The organism is Salipaludibacillus agaradhaerens, assembly GCF_002019735.1.
GTDB classification, from domain to species: Bacteria; Bacillota; Bacilli; order Bacillales; family Salisediminibacteriaceae; genus Salipaludibacillus; species Salipaludibacillus agaradhaerens.
This window is the reverse complement of the sequence record NZ_KV917378.1, coordinates 2,565,613-2,582,551: the sequence shown is the minus strand read 5'-3', so window position 1 is coordinate 2,582,551 and position 16,939 is coordinate 2,565,613. Positions and strand designations below refer to the sequence as shown.

At 38.4% G+C, this 16,939-nt stretch carries 13 protein-coding genes and 1 riboswitch; of the genes, 10 read left to right on the top strand and 3 right to left on the bottom strand.

The window, feature by feature from the left end:
- Positions 1 to 384 precede the first annotated feature (384 nt).
- On the bottom strand, positions 385 to 543 hold the full coding sequence (locus BK581_RS20150) for a hypothetical protein (RefSeq protein WP_169837695.1): 159 nt from the start codon (positions 541 to 543) through the stop codon (positions 385 to 387).
- A 31-nt stretch (positions 544 to 574) separates the two neighbouring features.
- On the opposite strand from BK581_RS20150, the gene glmS reads away from it, so the two are divergent.
- The 8 genes from glmS to BK581_RS20320 all read left to right on the top strand — a co-directional run bounded on the left by glmS (position 575) and on the right by BK581_RS20320 (position 10,042).
- Complete coding sequence (gene glmS, locus BK581_RS12000; RefSeq protein WP_078578405.1) at positions 575 to 2,377, top strand: glutamine--fructose-6-phosphate transaminase (isomerizing); 1,803 nt, start codon at positions 575 to 577, stop codon at positions 2,375 to 2,377.
- A gap of 435 nt (positions 2,378 to 2,812) precedes the next feature.
- Positions 2,813 to 2,986, top strand: coding sequence for a hypothetical protein (locus tag BK581_RS19965; protein WP_169837693.1), 174 nt, complete (start codon positions 2,813 to 2,815; stop codon positions 2,984 to 2,986).
- A complete protein-coding gene (locus tag BK581_RS11990) occupies positions 2,986 to 4,170 on the top strand; it encodes a DUF418 domain-containing protein (RefSeq protein ID WP_169837691.1) in 1,185 nt (394 codons plus the stop codon). Before BK581_RS19965 ends, BK581_RS11990 begins: the two co-directional genes overlap by 1 nt.
- Before the next feature lie 943 nt (positions 4,171 to 5,113).
- Positions 5,114 to 5,806: a response regulator transcription factor gene (locus BK581_RS11985; protein WP_078578403.1), complete on the top strand. Its 693-nt coding sequence runs from the start codon at positions 5,114 to 5,116 to the stop codon at positions 5,804 to 5,806.
- Positions 5,803 to 6,798, top strand: a complete 996-nt coding sequence (locus BK581_RS11980; RefSeq protein WP_078578402.1) for a sensor histidine kinase — start codon at positions 5,803 to 5,805, stop codon at positions 6,796 to 6,798. The genes BK581_RS11985 and BK581_RS11980 overlap by 4 nt, the downstream gene beginning before the upstream one ends.
- 118 nt (positions 6,799 to 6,916) lie before the next feature.
- Positions 6,917 to 7,678: an ABC transporter ATP-binding protein gene (locus BK581_RS11975; protein WP_078578401.1), complete on the top strand. Its 762-nt coding sequence runs from the start codon at positions 6,917 to 6,919 to the stop codon at positions 7,676 to 7,678.
- Complete coding sequence (locus BK581_RS11970; RefSeq protein WP_078578400.1) at positions 7,668 to 9,518, top strand: FtsX-like permease family protein; 1,851 nt, start codon at positions 7,668 to 7,670, stop codon at positions 9,516 to 9,518. The genes BK581_RS11975 and BK581_RS11970 overlap by 11 nt, the downstream gene beginning before the upstream one ends.
- A 437-nt stretch (positions 9,519 to 9,955) precedes the next feature.
- On the top strand, positions 9,956 to 10,042 hold the full coding sequence (locus BK581_RS20320; RefSeq protein ID WP_078578399.1) for a putative holin-like toxin: 87 nt from the start codon (positions 9,956 to 9,958) through the stop codon (positions 10,040 to 10,042).
- A 666-nt stretch (positions 10,043 to 10,708) separates the two neighbouring features.
- Here the strand turns inward: BK581_RS20320 and bla are convergent.
- The gene (bla, locus tag BK581_RS11960; protein WP_078578398.1) at positions 10,709 to 11,614 is read right to left on the bottom strand and encodes a class A beta-lactamase; all 906 of its coding nucleotides are present in this window, start codon (positions 11,612 to 11,614) and stop codon (positions 10,709 to 10,711) included.
- A 204-nt stretch (positions 11,615 to 11,818) separates the two neighbouring features.
- Here bla and BK581_RS11955 point away from each other — a divergent pair, with 204 nt between their 5' ends.
- Together BK581_RS11955 and blaI are read left to right on the top strand one after the other, a co-directional pair.
- Positions 11,819 to 13,588, top strand: coding sequence for a BlaR1 family beta-lactam sensor/signal transducer (locus tag BK581_RS11955; protein ID WP_078578397.1), 1,770 nt, complete (start codon positions 11,819 to 11,821; stop codon positions 13,586 to 13,588).
- Between the two features lie 22 nt (positions 13,589 to 13,610).
- Positions 13,611 to 13,994 (top strand): penicillinase repressor BlaI, encoded by a 384-nt coding sequence (blaI, locus tag BK581_RS11950; RefSeq protein WP_078578396.1) that lies wholly within the window; start codon positions 13,611 to 13,613, stop codon positions 13,992 to 13,994.
- Between the two features lie 259 nt (positions 13,995 to 14,253).
- Here the strand turns inward: blaI and thiC are convergent, their stop codons facing one another.
- Complete coding sequence (gene thiC / locus BK581_RS11945) at positions 14,254 to 16,038, bottom strand: phosphomethylpyrimidine synthase ThiC (protein ID WP_078578395.1); 1,785 nt, start codon at positions 16,036 to 16,038, stop codon at positions 14,254 to 14,256.
- A 143-nt stretch (positions 16,039 to 16,181) separates the two neighbouring features.
- Positions 16,182 to 16,296, bottom strand: a riboswitch (TPP riboswitch).
- Positions 16,297 to 16,939 lie beyond the last annotated feature (643 nt).

The following is a 16,939-nucleotide window of genomic DNA, read 5'->3' as shown; positions in this document are numbered from 1 at the left end:
TTATTGACAAGTCATTCTTTGACACTGGAGACCATTTACAAAGACGTTAACACCGCTGACGTTCAGTGTCAGCGAACACCTTTCATAATGACGTATAAAGGTTATATAAGTGTGGTAATTTAGATAGACGTACTCGCTTATTGTGCCCATTTTATTAAAAGTGATGACCATTTAGATGTAACACGCATATAGTGTGACAAGGGACTCTTTCCCTATTTAACTGAACTATGATGATGTTCGGTTAAAAAAACATTGACCACAATTTTACACCTGTAGTATGATTAGGCTATTCAACACATGAGAGGAGGTCAGACAAGTAAGACAACGCAATACAAAGCGCCAGGGCTGTGAGATCGAGAAAAACACAGCTGACGAGGTGGAGGTTTATCGAAATGTTCGGCGGATGCCTCCCGGTTGTTCATCGCAACCGAAAGCATGAGCCCAAACCAGAAAGGCGACTTTCTGAACAATGGCTGATGTACCGATGATTCCAAATATAACAACTAACAAAGATAAAGAGTGGGGCAAGTATGCCCCGAGCATTTCTTGCCCCACCGAGGGAGGAAATGATAGTATGTGTGGAATTGTTGGATATGTAGGAACAGAGGATGCAAAGGAAATTCTCTTAAAAGGTCTTGAAAAATTAGAATACCGAGGCTATGACTCTGCAGGTATCGCGATCTCAAATCATGACGGCATTCACGTCTATAAAGAGAAGGGACGTATCGCGTCATTACGTGACATCGTTGATCAGTCGCAGTCAGCTACTGTCGGAATCGGACATACACGCTGGGCAACACACGGTGTGCCAAGCCAGTTGAATGCTCACCCGCACCAAAGTACAAGTGCTCGGTATACGATCGTTCATAACGGAGTGATTGAAAACTACGAACATGTGCGCAGAGATTACCTTTCTGACGTGGAGATGGTCAGTGATACGGATACAGAGATCATCGTCCAATTAGTGGAGAAATTCGCTAATGAAGGTGCTTCCACAGAAGAAGCCTTCCGCAAAGCGTTAAGCTTATTGAAAGGGTCTTATGCTACAGCTCTGTTAGACCTTGAAGATCCAAACACAATTTATGTAGGAAAAAATAAAAGTCCACTTCTTGTAGGTGTGAGTGATGGTGTGAACGTAGTAGCAAGTGATGCTATGGCGATGATCCAAGTGACGAATGAATTCGTTGAAATTATGGATGAAGAGATCGTCATCGTGACAAAAGACGATGTGACAATTAAAACACTTGCTGGTGATACCGTAGAGCGTGCTCCTTATGTTGCTGAACTAGATGCTGGTGACATTGAAAAAGGCACATACCCTCACTATATGCTCAAAGAAATTGATGAACAGCCGTTCGTTATTCGGAACATCATCACGAAATATAAAGATGATAACGAGAACATTAAGCTCGATGAAAACGTTCGTCAAGCTGTTCTAGGAGCGGACCGTATTTATATTATTGCGGCAGGTACAAGTTACCACGCAGGCCTTGTGGGTAAAGAATTAATCGAAAAGATTGCTGGTATTCCAGTTGAAACGCACATTGCTAGCGAATTTCTGTATAACATGCCGTTATTAAGTCAAAAACCACTCTTTATTTTCATTTCACAAAGCGGTGAAACAGCGGACTCCCGTGGTGTTCTCGTGAATGTGAAAAAGCTAGGCCACAGTACATTAACAATTACAAATGTTCCGGGATCAACTTTATCCCGAGAAGCAGACTACACTTTACACACGTATGCAGGTCCTGAAATTGCCGTAGCGTCAACGAAGGCGTACACAGCACAAATGGCTGTGCTTGCGATCATGGCGGTGGATGCTGCCCGTGCATCCGGTATGGAAATGAACTTCGATCCGTTGCAAGAGCTTGGTATCGTAGCGAACGCCATGGAAATCTTCACAGAACAGAAGGACGTTCTTGAACAGATTGCCCGTGATTATCTCAGCGTCTCGCGCAACTGCTTCTTTATCGGGCGTGCCGCAGACTACCATGTGTGTATGGAAGGAGCATTAAAGCTTAAAGAGATTTCATACATTCAAGCAGAAGGCTTTGCTGGTGGTGAATTAAAGCACGGGACGATTGCACTTATTGAAGAAGGCACACCAGTTATCGGTCTTGCCACGCAAGAGAATGTGCACCTTAACTTACGCGGTAACATGAAAGAGGTTGTAGCCCGTGGCGCTAACCCTTGCATGATCAGTATGGAAGGCTTCCAGGAAGACGACGACAACATCGTCATCCCGAAAGTCCACGACTACCTCACACCATTGGTGAGCGTCCTGCCATTACAGCTTATCTCTTACTATGCCGCCCTTCACAGAGGTTGCGACGTGGATAAACCACGTAACCTTGCGAAGAGTGTGACAGTGGAATAAATAATAAAACAACATATGTGTGTTGTGTGGCTTTGAAAAAAAGTCGCGATGTTTATAAAAAGTTAAACCGTTTTACCCCTTTAGATATGATTATCTAAAGGGGTGCTTTTATGTCGAAAAGAAAAAGAACATCTAAAATTGAGAAATGGATAAAAGAAGGCGGCGGCTCAGGTTTTAGTTCAGAATATAAACCATGGTTTTCGTTAAAGTAGGTAGTAGTCTTTGGATGAGTTGTTGATCTTCTTTTGAAAAAGCGAGCTGATGCTTGGAACGAAAAAGTGTTACATATCCCCAACACTTTCCTTGACAGATTAATGCGGTACGCAGCTCAACATGAAATCCAGCAGGTGCTAAAATGTGTGTGTAACGATTACTAAGAGCATAAATCCCCCTAGCTATAATCAATATCCCAACTATGTGGGATATTTTTTTATAGTGACTATTCCTATAATTGATAATGATTATTACTATTATTATACATATGAAAAGAAAGGTCGTGAAGGGAAAGTGAAATGGTTTACTGGAATAATCGTTTTGGTTATTACTTTTATCATAGGAACGTGTGCTACAACGTCAGAGCAAGAGTTAGATGATACGGAGGGGGGATGATGGAGAGTAAAGTAGCTCCAACACAGGAGAAGGAACGTTTATTAGAGTTAGATGTACTCAGAGGAATAGCGTTGTTTGGCATACTCGTTGTAAATATGAGCTATTTTTCTACACCAGCTTTGCTTGTGGATATACTAGGTTTATCAAAATCAGAGGGTCTATTAAATGAGATTGTTGTGGTCATTATGGCGGTGGCATTTGAATTTAAATTTGTTAGTTTGTTTTCTTTTTTGTTTGGAGTTGGGTTTGCTTTGTTCCTTTCAAAACTCCAAAGGAAAGAGGTGCACGCAGGATCAATCTATAGAAGGAGGATTCGTTTTCTTCTTGTTGTTGGACTCATTCATCTCTTCCTATTTTGGTATGGAGATATTTTAACATTATATGCCCTCATCGCTTTTCTCCTACCCTTTTATTTGAAAAAGAAGAATAGGACATTGCTCGTTTGGTCGGGAGCATTATTAATCATGCCGTTGGTGTTGCTGTCTCTCTTATTGTTAATAGGTTTTGATTCAGGAGATTCCTTTCCCCAAGTAGCTGGAGATATGTATGATCAAGCTCTATACGCTTATTCGAATGGATCAGCTTGGGAGATCTTTATGCAGCGCTTAGTTGATATAGCCATGATTTATCAAGGATATATCCTAATGGCTCCTGTCATTCTTGGCCTGTTTCTACTTGGTATGTACGCATGGCAAAGTCGATTAATTACCAATGCCAAGCAACATCAAGGGACGATGAAACGAATTCGGAATTATAGCTTCTGTATTGGATTTCCCTTTGCTCTATTGTCCATTTGGGCTCAATCTTATGTCGATTCGATTAGCTCACCTTATTATGTGATTCAGTATATCGGGTATTCTGTAAGTGGGCCAGCGCTAGCTCTTTTCTATGTAAGTGCTCTCTATGTGTGTATGCGATCACAACGATTTAGGGTTATTGTTGCTTTTTTGCAGCCTGTTGGAAGGATGGCCTTTACTAACTATTTGCTTCAAACGTTGATCTGTACAACACTTTTTTACAGCTATGGACTAGGTTTATTTGGATCGGTTGATCCGGCTGGTGGCTTTTTACTTGCAGTGGTGATATTTACGATTCAAGTATTCATGAGCCGATACTGGTTAAGTCGATATAAATCTGGGCCAATGGAATGGCTGTGGAGGAAGTATACTTATAAGTTGCCATAACAAATAATGATATGGAGAGGAATTGAGTTTAAAATGGCGAATGAGTAGGAAAGGGTGGCAAAGAGATATTATGATTTGCAGCTATGTTCTAAGTGACCAAGCTTTGATTGCCTAAGAGTTTATTTAAAACCATAAAAGACTTAACGTTATCATTTCAAAGGCAAGATTTAAAATGATTATATTAGTTTCTGATGAGTTACTAATGTATTCAAGTGATAATTTAAAAGTTGTAGATAATCAAAAATCATTACTTCAGCTTGTGAATATTGTAATGTCAAGAATGCAATATCCAAAAATCAATGGGTTCACAGAATGGGAAATTTAGAGCAAGGGTTCCTCGAAAAGAAACTGCCTTTGAAATATCCGAACAGCAATCAAGAAAAGAAGTAAGTGAAGCACTGGTTAAACGAAATAAAGTGTTGGATAATCGTTAGCACTTCTTCATCGAACGAGTGCTTATGATGAAGATCGAATCACAGAAAATGATCAAACTTTCTTACAAAAGATGCGTAATGTTTCACAAACATGAAGAACCCGTTTTGATCAATCTTTTTTTCAAACGGGTACTTTTAAGTTAACGTAAGGTTGTGGGTTTGTGAGATATTTCTGCTTAAACTTTATTCCAAAGCTACATGTGTTGTAGCTTTGAAATAAAGTTGCGACGTTTGTAAAAAAGATAAAATATTTAAAACAAAGTCACAATGTCTATAAAAAAGTTGCGACATTTTTACCCCTTTGGATATGATTATCTAAAGGGGTGTTTTTGTTTCTAAATTGATGAGTGAATAAAAGAAGGTAGTGGAACTGGCAGTGGGTGAGTTGAAGACGAGCCCTGCGGAAAGCGTCCATCTGTCGGAAATGAGTCATAACGTTCGGAAATAAAATCAATTCACAAATACGATGTTTACATAAAAATTTCGAGAATAAAGAGGCGGGGGATTTTATGTATAGAATATTAATTGTGGAGGATGAAATAAGTATTACTGATACATTAAAAAAGCGTCTTGGAAAATACGGATATGAGTGTCACGCAATAGAAGATTTTAAAAAAGTTTTGGATGTTTTTCAAGAAATAGAACCGCATTTAGTTATTATGGATATCAACCTTCCTTACTTTGATGGCTATTACTGGTCAAGAAAAATAAGGCAGATATCCACATGTCCAATTATGATTTTGTCTGCTCGCATGAGTGAACTAGACCAGATATATGGTATTGAAAATGGTGCAGATGATTTTATTACTAAGCCTTTTGTAATGGATGTCGTAGTAGCAAAAATCAATGGGCAAATTCGACGTTCCTATGGAGAGTATGCAAAAACTGCAGAACGACGACTATTACATGTGGGGAATACTACCTTAAATTTGGACACAGTACGTTTATCTACACCGAGGCAGGAGGAAGTATTGACGGTAAAAGAGCTCCAGCTTTGTCATATGTTTTTTGAGGCTTGTCCAAATGTTGTCACAAGACAGCAGCTCCTTTCTGTTATATGGGATGAAGAAGGATTTGTAGAAGAAAATACACTCACAGTGAACATCAAAAGATTGCGAAAAAAATTAGAAAATGTCCAATCCTCCTTAGAACTTAAGACGATTCGAGGAATCGGCTACCAATTAATGGAGAAAGACACATGACGTTATTTATAAAGGACCATCTCAGCTTTATTCTTTTGTATCTGATAACGTTTATCTGCTTGCCTTTTATCATTGACCAATTAGATGGTTTTGAGAATCATTATGGCTATTTTAGTTTTTTAGCTATCACTTTATTAATTAGTCTGCTTGTTATTCGCTATCTTCGTCGTAAAAAAATGTATATACAATTAAAGAAAGAAAATGTCGACCAAGCTAGTTTTCTTGTTTATCGTCCACATGCTCCAATAGAAAAAGCATATGCCAATCAGTTACAGGCATTTTCTTCTTTGCTCTTAAAAGAACAGGACGCGTATCAAGATTTTTTACAGGAGCAGCAGCTCCTTATTTCACATGCGGTGCATCAGATGAAGACGCCTATTTCTGTCATGCAATTGCTTGTTCAATCGAACCAAATAAACGACGTCAAATCGTTGGGAGAATGGCAGAAAGTAAAAGCTGAATGCGATAAAATAAACTTTTCGTTAAATCAGCTATTGTCGTATAGCCGCTCTACCCAATTACTATCTGATTTGAAAATTGAAGCGATGCCATTAAAGAAAATCATACAAGAAGTTATTAATGATTTAAAAGATTATTTTATTGAGGAAGAACTATTCCCTAAGGTGACAATAGCGGAAGACGTTATACTTTATTCAGACCGGAAGTGGATGAAAGTAGTTATCTACCAACTGCTTAGTAATGCGATTAAATATGGTGAGAAGCACTCTACTGTTCATATTAATTACAGGAATGGTCAGTTATCGATTCGTAACAGAGGGGAAACCATTCCAAAGAGCGAGATTAACCGCTTATTCAATTTGTTCTATACAGGTTCAAAAGGACGGAAAAGGAATGAAGCAACAGGAATAGGTTTATACTTAGTCAAAAGGATTTTGGTGACGCTAGATCATCCGTTTGAGTTAACGTCTCATGATCAAGAAACCACTTTTACCGTTGAACTTTCGAAAAGTATTCGTACGGCTGCCGATTGAGGTAGCCGTTTTAAATGTGTCAATAGTGTCACTTTGCCGTCATGTTTTTAAATGTTAAGGAATGGATGACTTCGGTATATTAAAGTTAACAATGAAAAGAAAAACAGGAGTGGTATATATGTCAGACATCATTTTAAATGTTCAACAACTCCATAAAGATTATGTGGGAGAGGTGAACTATAAAGCGTTAAAAGGCATTGACTTTCAACTAAAACGTAATGAATTTGTCTCTGTAATGGGTCCATCTGGAAGTGGGAAGACGACATTTTTAAATTGTATATCAACGATAGACCGTCCGACAAATGGTTCTATGACAATTAATCAAAAAGATCCATATGAACTGAATGATGAAGATCTTGCAAAGTTTCGACGAAGTGAATTGGGTTTTGTTTTTCAAGATTTTAACTTGGTTCACACATTAACTGTAGAAGAAAACATTTTATTACCATTGACACTCGATGCCGTGAATGGAAAAGAAATGACAACCCGTTTAGCGGAAGTCGTTAAGTTTTTAGGGATTGAAGACATTATGAAGAAGAGAACCTTTGAGATTTCAGGGGGACAGAAGCAACGTGTGGCCATTGCACGAGCAGTTATTCATGAGCCTAGTTTATTATTAGCAGATGAGCCGACTGGGAATCTGGACTCTAAAGCAGCCAATAGTGTGATGACACTATTTCAATCCATTCACGAAACGTTTCAAACCTCTTTATTAATGGTCACACATGATCCGTATGTTGCCAGTTTTGCTGAGCGTGTGATTTTTATGCAAGACGGGATGCTCTACAATGAAATACAGAAGGGTGACCACAAGCAGCAATTCTATCAAGAAATTGTAGATACACTGACATTTCTGGGCGGTGGCTATCATGAGCTTTAATCATATTGTCATTCAAAATATAGTACGGGATAAATGGACCTATATTTCCTATTTTCTGAGCAGTGTCTTTTCGATTTTAGTCTTTTTCTTTTTTTTGATTACGGCATTTCATCCGATGATGGAAGCTATCGATACGAATAGCACACTTGGAATCGTCATGATCCTTTGTAGTATGATTGTCTATATTTTTTCTTTTGTATTTATTATTTATTCGATGCTGGCTTTTTTAAAGAAGAAAACCAAAAGCCTTGGCGTCTTTATCATTTCTGGAGCATCGACGAAGCAAGTGCAGAAAATGGTATTCCGAGAAAATATGCTGATTGCTTTTGCTGCAATTATAACAGCCATTGTTGTTGGATTAATCGTTTCTCCTCTGTTTTTAATGGTCGTTAAAAATGTCTTAGAGGCAGATAGCTTTGGCATGTATGTACCAATACAAGCTATTGCCATGACATTCATTTTATTTAGTGTTTTATTTTTAATTGTTTCCAAAATAACGACACGATTTATCAAGAAGGAAGAAGCTGTACAACTGTTAAAAGCAGATGTCACACAGGAAAAATTAATACGTCCAACACCATGGAGACTTATTTTATCCATCTTAGTGAGTGCAGTTTTATTACTACCTCTCAAAGTGAGCCCAGATGTTGTTGAAAGCTTAGGCATTGTTTATATTATGATGTTGTTTATCAGTCTGTTAATGACGATTTATATTGTATTAACCCAAGGCATCTTGTTTACGATTCGGAGATTGCAAAAAAGCGCCTCGTATTACAAAAAAACAAATATGTTATTTGTATCGAATTTACAAGCCAAAGGCAATTCACATGCTCATGTCATTTATTTGCTCAGTATTTTACTGCTTGCCGTATTTGTGACGACGAGTGTTTTGTATAGTTCGTATTATAATGTCGAAGAAAATACGGAAGCTGTCTATCCGTATAGCTTTCAATATATTTCACATCCAAATAACCCTATAGAAAAAGAACAGCAAGACATTGAATTTATGGAGACAACCCTTGAGCAAACAGAGGGAGATGTCGATGCTTATCAATCTGCGTTCAAAACAGACGAAGACCGCAGGATTGGCTTCCTATCGAATACGTATTTCAATGCACTTGGTACACACGAAGCGATAACACTTAGCGACAATGAATATTATGTTGTGGCAGGAAATGCGGGGGTGATGCCAAATACGGATGCCATTCAGGATTATGTGGATGACCCTCTTCAATACGTAGGATTAGAAGAACGGATGATTCTTGTATCAGGCTTTCGAGCAGTATATTATGTTATACCAGATGCGATTTATGACGCACTCAATTATCCAGAATATCATGTGTTTGCCTATGAATTGAAGGATTGGACAGAGAAACGGGATGTAGCAGAAAAAATAGAAGCACAAATTATGACAGTACCAGGTGAGCGATATGTCTCCTCTAAAATTGCATTATATGCTGAGGAGTTATTTGTAAAGAGGGTCATCTTCTTTATTGGTTTTATGCTTAGTCTGATTTTTTTAAGTGCAGCCATGAGTATTCTTTATTTTTACTTGCAGACCTCTTTAGCGGGAGAAAAAGAAAAGTACTTGGGCATGCGCAAAATCGGACTATCTATGAAAGAAGTGCGTGTTATTGTGACAAGAGAATTATCCATACTGATTTTTGTCCCGTTTACAATCGCTGCGATGTTATTATTTACCGTGTTATTCAGTATTCGTGATGCATTTTCAACCGCCTTTTTCCAGATGACTACGGTTGGTGTAGGCATTATTTTACTGTTGTTTACGCTGAGCTTTCTTATTATACGCACGGCATATTTTAAAAAATTGGTAGAGTAAGTGATAGAACACGTTAATCTGAATTTCAAAAATCTAAGCAAAAAAATGATACGATACATTACAATTTAAAGGATGAGCTATTTCGGTATGAGATAAATTGAACGAAATGGCGACTTCAGGATGCCATACCTAGAAAAAGATCAAACTTTTTTTAAAACGGGTTCTTTTTAACTGACACAACGTTAGCAGTCGTTTTTGATCATACCTTATTTTAAAATTACAGGTTTGCCCCTTTAGATATCATTGTCTAAAGGGGTGTTTTTAGATCCTAGGTGAAGAAGGTAAAAGATCAAGCGATATTACCTTAAGATGGTGTTGGTATGTTAGTCGTTCTATCAATTCTCTATTGTAAATGCTATAATTTGATTACAATGGCATAAATAGGTTACTTAAGGGTGACGGTATCATCCCCAGTAGGCAGGAAAGGGGGTGGTGCTATGATAACTGTGTTTGAAGCATTATCGCTTATGTTGTCGTTTGGCATATTTGTTATAGCGCTACTGGCTTTTAACCACAAAAAATAATCCACCCTTGAGTTTGGCGGCTCAGGTGGATTATTCTTCTGCTTGGTGCCAGTCCCCTTGAAGGGAACCTAGCTATTGTATAGACTGAAGATGCTAGCACATCTTCAGTCGTTTTTAATTTATTCTATTTCTAATAACAGTATACCCTTTTTTGAAGAAAAAGAAAACTATAGGATGACTGTCCACTAATTTTTAGCATCTTTGCTCATCATTTATATAATCGGGGTAACGCGCACGACCTACAAAGCCTCAAACGACAGCTATTATGACTGTTGTCAGAAGCGTTGGAAGAAGCCAGAAGATAACTACTAAGTAACAACAGAAGAAGAGCAGCGTGTATATTCATATCACTAAGCATTTCATCATTGAAAGCAACAACTATCATTCCCGTTATCCATTCATGACAATATTCATTAATGCCTGTTTTGTAATACCACTTTTATTGAAAACTGAAATAAGGTTACCAATTCCATCACCCATGCATTATTAGGAATTATGGGGATAGTAGGGGCCTATTTAGGGTTTTAATTTACCATTTTATTTTCTGCCACTCCCTTTCTCACTTCTAAGAAAACGAGCGACCCAAAGAAGAAAATCAGGGGAGAACTGAATCAAACGGTTCTCCCCTATGCCTAGCCTTACAGTTTGATAACAACCGTATACTCATTACTCTGTCTCAAAAAGAATGTTAATGACTTCTTCTGTTGCTCTTGCGATAAGGGCATCATCGTGCTCTGCATCTCGTTCTTCTTTACTTGTTAGTACGGAAAGGATAATCGGGTCTCTGTCTGGCGGCCAGATGATGCCGATGTCGTTGCGAGTCCCATAAGAGCCAGAGCCCGTTTTGTCCCCAACTTCCCAACCTTCTGGTACGCCTGCACGGATAAGAGCGTCACCCGTTGTGTTTCTCTTGAGCCAATCGATTAGTAACGCTTGTTTATCGTCTGCTAGTGCATCTCCTAAAGTAAATTGTTGCAGGCTTTTTGCCAATGCTTCCGGTGTACTCGTATCTTGAATGTCCCCAGGTTCTACATCATTTAATTCAGGTTCTATTCTTTCAGGCTCGGTTACATTATCTCCAATGGCTCGAAGTCCTTCTTTAAAGCCTTCCGGTCCACCGATTTCATGAAAAATTAAATTGGCAGCTGTGTTATCACTGTAGCGAATCGAGGCATCACTAAGCTCTTTTAATGTCAATCCTGAATCGATATGATTTTCTGTTATCGGATTGTAGTTGACTAAATCTTCACTTGAATAGGTGATGAGTTCATCTAAATCCGCTATCGATTTTTGCTGAAGAAGGACGCCAACAGAGAGTGGTTTGTGGGTAGATGCATAGATAAAACGCTCATCAGAACGATATGTAACCGTCTTACCTGTACCCGTGTCTAATGCATAAACTCCTAATCGGGCATCGTATTCTCCCTCTAATTGGCTAAAGGTGTCTTCTACCGTCGGAGTGGTTTTTTCAGATTCTTGTTGATCAGAACTGGCCTGTTCCTGGTCACTCGAACATCCGAAAAATAGAAAGGTTCCTAAGAGAATGGTACATGTTAATTTTGTGATCTTCATATTAATCTCCTTTCGACTTTATTTATTTTGATGAGTCTTAAAATAATGGTTGGAGCCAATAGTTTATAGACTACACCTGTAATCTAATATTACGCATGTAATCTAAAATGTCAACAGAAATTTACAACTTTAAATCTAAATGTTAGAATTTTATTGTTTTAGTGAGAGGGGAAAGAAAAATGACTAAAAATGGAGATAATAAAAATGACATTGCCACATATAGTACTTTTTCTTGTGTTATCAACGGTAACCATCACGGTAATCCTACTCCTAAGGAAATTTTTTTATAAACAATTATCAGCAAAATGGCGCTATCATTTATGGTTTTTGCTTATTTTTGCTTTAACCTTCCCGTTTATACCCGTTCACCTTGTAGAGATCCCAAGCTTGTCTTTGATCCATGAGAGTGAAGGAAAGCCGTCTTCTTCGACTCAGGATAGTTGGCGTTTAGTGGATCAATCGGAAAATTGGGTGAATGATTTTGGCACTTCTGTCAGCCGTTTTGACCATTCATTCGTCCAATCATTTTTCATCATTATTTGGGTTATAGGTATGGTCCTTTTCTTCCTTTTGGCATTGTATCATTATGCAAAGTTACAACGTCTTATATCAGCTGCCACAGAAATAAAAAATGTAAAGGTGAAAAAATTATATAGCGACTGTATACGAAAGCTTGGGGTAAAGAAGCGTCCAAAGATTTTAGAGACTTCGAGTGTACGTTCCCCGATGACATTCGGTTTGTTTAACACCTATATTTTACTGCCAAAGGATATGGCATCCTATTTATCTGATGATGAAATAAACTATGTCTTGCTACATGAACTGCACCATTATAAGAGCAAGCATATTAAAGTAAATTTTTTATTTGTCCTATATCAGATTGTTTATTGGTTTCATCCGCTTGTATGGAAAGCTTTTAAAATAATGCGTCTTGATCGGGAAATGGCTTGCGACACGGAAGTGCTACATTCAATAGATCGATGCGATTTTGAAAAGTATGGAAAGACGATCATTCGATTTGTGGAGAGGAATAAGGAATCAGCTATTTTAAATTTAGCAACGCCATTATTAGGTTCTGAAAAACATATAAAAAGACGGATGATCCATATTGCTTCTTTTACTGAAGAATCGAAACTATTAAAATTAAAAAGTATGTTTATTTTTATCGTTATCACGCTGTTTTTAATCGCTCAATTCCCTCTTTTATCGGTAACCGCTTCTTCTAGTGAGCGCTATTTATTTGATGATCAGCGGGCGATATATGAAGATTTGAGTCGATACTTTGGAGAGAATGAAGGTAGTTTTGTAGTATACAGTGCGAGCAACGATGAATATCAAATTTATAACCGAGAAAAAAGTGTCATGAGAGTCTCTCCTAACTCTTCCTATAAAATGTTCACCGCGTTAATGGCGTTAGAGGAAGGTGTGATTACAGGAGATGATTCACTATTAGAGTGGGACGGCTTACAGTATGATTATGAGGAATGGCATGCCAATCACGACTTAAGAACCGCCATGAGCTACTCGGTCACTTGGTACTTTCAAGAGTTAGATCGACAAATACAAAGAGATCGTATTCAATATTATTTGGAAATGTTCGATTATGGTAATAAAGATCTGTCGGGACGGTTAGACGAGTATTGGCTAGAATCGTCTTTAAAGATTTCGCCTATTGAACAGGTAGAACTCCTTCAATCATTTTATATGAATGAATATCATTTTAAAGAAAAAAATGTACAATTAGTTAAAGAGGCCATAAAGTTAGAAGAAACTCAAGAAGGCACGCTTTTTGGAAAGACCGGTACAGGGATTGTGAATGATCGAGCTGTAAACGGTTGGTTTATAGGATTCGTCGAAACCGAAACGGATACGTATTTCTTTGCAACGAATATCCAACATCAAGATCATGCGTATGGAAGTAAAGCTGCTGAGATTACGCAAGCCATATTAAGTAGCAAAGGGATTTATAAATAATGTGAATAGAAGGAGGAAGGAGATGTCTAATCGACTGCCTAGTATTTCTGAATCCGAGTGGGAGATCATGAAAGTCCTTTGGGAAAATAGCCCTCAGACTGCCAATCAAGTGATCCAGGCTATGCAAGAACAAACGGATTGGAAACCAAAAACAATTCGAACGCTTCTCGATCGATTAACGAAAAAACAGGTCGTAGGGGTTAACAAAGATCAAAAAGTGTATACCTTTTTCCCGTTATACTCGGAAGATGAATGCAAACGCGCAGAGGCACAGTCTTTCATTAAAAGAATCTATGGTGGGACGTTCAAACCGATGCTGGTTCAGTTTATCGAAGAAGAATCTCTCTCGAAAGAAGAACTGGACGAACTGCGGTCCATTTTAGAGCGTAAACGAGAAGAGAAATAAATCAATGCTTCCAATAAATCCTCTACATTATACCGAATTGCTATTTTTTTCATAAGTTTCTCAGGCATTAGGTATAACTTTTGTGGCGATAATGAATAACAAAATTAAAAGCAGAGAGCTAACTCTGCTTTTAATTTTGACCTTTAAACTGATGGGCATATCTTGTTATTTGTGGCGCATACAGTTTACCAAACTATTTTTATTCGAGCCATGTCTGCTTCAACTTTTGCGGCAGCGACAGAATGGCATCCCATATGAATCACTGATATAACTTTTTTCCAGACTGTTTAAATTCGTTCGCTTTTTCTCTCATTCCTTTTTCGATGGCTTCTTTTGTGTCTAGCTTGTTTTCTTTAGCATAATGCCGGATGTCTTGGGAGATCCTCATACTGCAAAATTTCGGTCCACACATGGAACAGAAATGCGCTGTTTTGGCCCCTTCGGCAGGTAACGTTTCGTCGTGATATTGCAATGCTAACTCCGGATCTAATGATAAATTAAACTGGTCTCTCCAACGAAATTCAAATCGCGCTTTTGATAGAGCATCATCTCTTTGACGAGCACCAGGATGTCCTTTTGCTAAATCGGCAGCATGTGCGGCGATTTTATATGTGATTACACCTTCTCGAACATCGTCTCGATTTGGTAAACCTAGGTGTTCTTTTGGTGTCACATAACAAAGCATCGCCGTGCCATACCATCCAATCATGGCAGCCCCAATAGCCGATGTAATGTGATCATATCCAGGGGCTATATCAGTAGTCAGTGGTCCAAGTGTATAAAAAGGTGCTTCTTCACATACCTCTAGTTGTTTATCTATATTTTCTTTTATAAGATGCATCGGCACGTGCCCAGGTCCTTCTACCATCACTTGTACATCATGTTCCCAAGCGATCTTGGTTAGTTCCCCAAGAGTTTCTAGCTCTGCAAATTGAGCTTCATCGTTTGCGTCTGCAATTGAGCCAGGGCGTAAGCCATCACCTAAAGAAAAAGCCACATCATACGTTTTCATAATCTCACAGATGTCTTCAAAATGAGTATATAAGAAACTTTCTTTATGATGATAGAGGCACCATTGCGCCATGATCGATCCACCTCTCGATACAATCCCTGTTAAACGCTTTGCTGTGAGAGGCACATATCTTAAAAGAACGCCAGCATGAATAGTGAAGTAATCCACACCTTGTTCTGCTTGTTCGATGAGTGTATCACGATAAATCTCCCATGTTAGGTCTTCCGCAATTCCATTCACTTTTTCAAGTGCTTGATAAATAGGTACCGTACCAACTGGGACAGCGGAATTACGAATAATCCATTCCCGTGTCGTATGAATGTTTTTTCCTGTTGAAAGGTCCATAATAGTATCAGCCCCCCAACGGGTCGCCCAAGTCATTTTTTCCACCTCTTCTTCAATAGATGAAGAAACAGCTGAATTACCAATATTCGCATTAATTTTAACATGGAAATGTCGGCCTATGATCATAGGCTCTGTCTCTGGATGGTTGATATTAGAAGGAATAATCGCTCGCCCTCTTGCTACTTCATCACGAACAAATTCAGGTTTCATATTTTCTCTTATTGCGATGAACGCCATTTCAGGTGTAATAATCCCTTTTTTAGCATAATGAAGTTGTGTGACATTTCGGCTTTTTTTTGCACGTAACGGCTTTCTTTTCAAACCAGGAAATACGTTACGATGTGCACGAGGATCATGTCCATCTTGATAGCCATTGTCTTGGGGCTTTATCTCTCGCCCTTCATATTCCTCTACATCATTTCTTTCTCGAATCCATTTGCTTCTAAGCGTAGGGAGACCTTTTGTTATATCAACGGCATAATGACTATCTGTATAGGGGCCGCTTGTGTCATAAACACGAACTGGCGGATTTTCTTCTTCCCCAAAGCTACCAGTAGTCGGGCTTAACGCAATTTCACGCATCGGTACTTTCATATCAGGTCTACAACCTTCTACATATACTTTTTTACTCCCTGAAAAGCTAGACATGATGGCAATGTTTTGTTCATTGAATGAAGATGTTGACATTGATTCAATCTCTCCCTTTTAAAAAATGTAGTAAGGGACGAGACCAAGAACATATCGAGTGGGACATGCCATAAAACAACATAAAAAAGCCGAATCCATAAAAGTAGACCCGGCTTTATATGTAGAAGTTAATTCATAAAAAAAGATGAGCTTTCTAACTTCCCCACGCTGGTATGATCCAGATCAGGTCCAAAGGGTCAAGAAACTTTAACGCGTTTCTGTCTCAGCCCAACTCATTGGACTCCCCTAGTTATTTCAATTGAATTTGTTTCAAGAATACATCAACTTCCATAAAAATGAAAGGGTTTTAAAAAAGTTAAAAGTAAACATTGAGTTATCCTCATAACGCTTTAAATGGCACGACTTTCTTTGAATCGTCCTTTCAACGCGAGTGGGCAGGAAGCTAGAGGTTATTTTGACGGTGAGAGCGCCTGTGGTAAGACTTGCTTTGACATATCGCTGAACCTTGAACAGGCAAGGCGCCATATTAAGACATCATACATCTGGTAGTAACTGAGTGAGGCAATTTCATCATGATGTTTAAAATACAACAGCACGTATAAATTGGAATAAATTTTCTTTAGTATGAGGGTGATAATTAGTGGGGCTTTCGTTCTCATCTCTATTTTGTGCCTGAGGTTAAAGACGGTTAGTTGTGATAAAAAAGGACAGAACATAAGACGACTCCCTAAGGATTAAGTGCAGTCTGAAGTGAAAGTCACAGCCATTATTGCAACTTTGGTCAATGTTTGCAGAGAGCCTTTTCATGATCAGACTCAACATTCAACAAACAAGTATACTCAAATATCTTGTGAGTTTAACTTCTCTGTTTCTTTTAGTGATATATATAGTTCCTGTCGATCAGGTTAACGATTTAGGGGAAGAAAAACAACGAAGCTAT